Source organism: Gammaproteobacteria bacterium (assembly GCA_027296625.1).
Taxonomy (GTDB): domain Bacteria; phylum Pseudomonadota; class Gammaproteobacteria; order JAKEHO01; family JAKEHO01; genus JAKEHO01.
The window spans coordinates 1-2,737 of sequence record JAPUIX010000074.1; the positions used below are offsets into that span (position 1 = coordinate 1).

General features: G+C 54.2%; 2 protein-coding genes. Both read right to left on the bottom strand.

All coding sequences use genetic code 11. The features are described from left to right. The coding region (locus tag O6944_04205) for a guanylyl cyclase (GenBank protein ID MCZ6718343.1) at positions 1–882 on the bottom strand (882 nt) is incomplete at its 3' end. Between the two features lie 66 nt (positions 883–948). After that, positions 949–2,361 (bottom strand): hypothetical protein, encoded by a 1,413-nt coding sequence (locus O6944_04210; protein MCZ6718344.1) that lies wholly within the window; start codon positions 2,359–2,361, stop codon positions 949–951. Positions 2,362–2,737: the final 376 nt, after the last annotated feature.

Consider the following 2,737-nt stretch of genomic DNA (forward strand, 5'->3'; position numbering starts at 1 on the left):
CTGGGCAATCATTCGGATCTTTTCGCCAATCTTGAGAATGCTCCCCTCAAGCAGATATCGAACGCCCAGTTCCTTTGCGATCTCCGTGATCCGCATTTGCGTGTCTTGATAAGCAAAGGAGGAATGCCGCGCTATGACGAACAAATCACGGAATCGGGACAAATTGGCGATGATCCCTTCCGTCATGCCGTCACATAAGTAACGCAAATCCTCGTCACCGCTCATGTTGGTTATCGGGAGGATGGCAATAGAAGGACGCGCAGGCAATGAAAGCTTCTTAGGCTTCCGAGAGTAAGATCGCACCGTTTGGGCGCTCGGCTTTTCGGGCCAGATCCGATAAATCTCTACAGGCTCTGAGATGTTCTTTAGCGTCTGGGCACCACCGTATTCGTACTCGAGCGGAAGCTTGTCTCTGACCTGCTCATACATGTTTCTGGAGATGCACACGCTGCCCGCCTCGGCGAGCTGCTCCAACCTGGCTGCGATATTGACGCCCTCGCCATGCAGATCATTTCCGCTCACGATGACGTCGCCCAAATTGATACCGATGCGGAACTCGATGCTTCGAACATCGGGACCGTCGACATAGCGCGCCGCCATCGCGCGCTGAATATCCACTCCGCACCGCACCGCATCGACGGCGCTAGGGAACTCAGCAAACAGGCCATCGCCCATAGTCCGTACGACCCGGCCGTTGCAGTTGGCTATCGTTGGCGCAATCAGGTTTTGAAAGTGGTGCTGAAGGGTCTCAACCGTCGCGGTTTCATCGTCGCTGATCAGGCGGCTGTAACCGCGGACGTCAGCGAACAGTATTGCGGCAAGTTTCCTGACCGTGCCGGTGGATTTGGGGCTCGGCCTTTCGGGCATTTCTTTCTCACCCATGGCCTGAACATCTCTATTTCAGCTCGACGCACGTGCGCTTGGTTTAAGCTCATAATTCCGAACTCTTTAGGGTATAACAAACTCCGGCCATGTTGCATCCGAGTAAAACCCACGTGACCAACCCGGTGCTACTTTCGGATCCGGTGAATGGTTCAACAACAGAGCGTTCTGTGGATCGAACGCGAATTCGATGTTATGCGGGAACGGTTCTTTATCTGTGGCTTTACTTTTTACGTCCCCAGTACGGTTCATGATGGTCCGGCCCTCTTTCTTGCCCAACCGATGATCGTCCACGGGATGTATCAGGCCGAAGGCATGCCCCGCCTCATGGAGTGCTGTCCTCAAAAAGGCAACGTCCAGGTCCCCAAGGCGTTTACCCTTCGCCTCGTGCGCTACCGGCTTAGGCTCTGGACCGAGGAGAACCAGAGGATCGTAAAAGACCGCCGCTCCTTCGCGCCAAAAATCATCCGACGCCACGCTGTCAAACATAAACCCAAACCAGCGTTCCGCTGGGTCGTCTGGGTCCTCGTCAAACCGTGAAGCCACGAGCATCCAGAGCCGCCAGGACGTCTCATCGCGCTTGAACCCGAGATCTTGTTTCGTTTTGAGATGGTCGTTGAGTTGTTTTTTCGTGAGTTCGACGGCATCGCGGATATCCATGTTGCCGTCGGAAAGGTCGATGTCGAAACCGGTCTTGCGAAACACGCCGGTGAAGGATTCCGACGCCCCGCTACGGAGATTTGCAACGGGAATCCAGTGCCGATGCTGCATCACGTCCACCTCAAGGCGACAACCGCGATAGAAAGGTGAGGTCTTGGTGGCGATCAAGCGATAATGATCGGTGCCGATGCTGGCCTCGCCGGTCAGTCGCAGCGTGTCCTGTGGAAGATCGTCGTGCCTGACTAATTGTTGCGGACAAGAGATCTCAAAATGGCTTTGTTGGGGGGCGCTGACATTGGGAAACCAATTCCTATCCCATGAGTGATGATCTGCATCGAAGCTGAGCTTTCCTGAATCATAGGAAACGCTATTATTCTCCTTGCATTTCAGATGGCCGAAATAACCTGCCCAAGGAAGCTGCGGATACCAGTTAGGGTCGATATACAGGTGGTATTGGGTGATTGGTTCGGGAAACCCGCTGGCATCCCCGTCATATCGGTACAGATCGGCCGAAATCAGAAAGTCGCCGAAACGTTCAGCTGCACCGTCTGATGCCCGTTGGATTCGCAGAGGACCGCACAGGCGTTTGTCGGAGTCATCATCCTCAGGCTGAAGCTGAAGGTACCATCCGCCATCCAGCGCTTCCATACTCAAGAAGGATTTGGGCGACCCTCCAATGATCTCCCATGGACTGGCGTCCACTGAATCCCTCCAGTCGGACCGATCGAGGCCGTGCCAATCCGATTCCGGGATCAGCGGCATCTCATGATCCGAATCGGACGAAGACTCGGGCTTCTGGGGATTACCGGAGATGGCCATTTCGCCCTCCCTTATGCGGATTCTCGACCCTTAGCGACTATCCGCGACAAATCATCGTAGTTCCCGATCACGAGAAAGCAGCGCAAGCGGTATCGCGGCACGCTCACACAATTCTGGACTCGCGTATACTGGTGCTCTTGCAGGTCTTCCATAACGAGAACGACATCGACCCAACGCACATTGGTCTTGAGCAAACCGGGCCCGATCAACTACATTAACATACTACCGTGGAGTGAGAGCTACGAAAATTCCAACCCTATGACGAGACACGAGAACAAATCTCGGCGGTTACAATGGCTGGTCCAAGGGCTAACTCCTTGAAAAAAGGGGTTACAACATATGCCATATTTCTTGCAGATCCCACAGTCAGTCACTT

Excerpts from the sequence above, each read along its gene's own strand:
- O6944_04210 (MCZ6718344.1), bottom strand. The coding sequence starts at position 2,361 with ATGGCCATCTCCGGTAATCCCCAGAAGCCCGAGTCTTCGTCCGATTCG.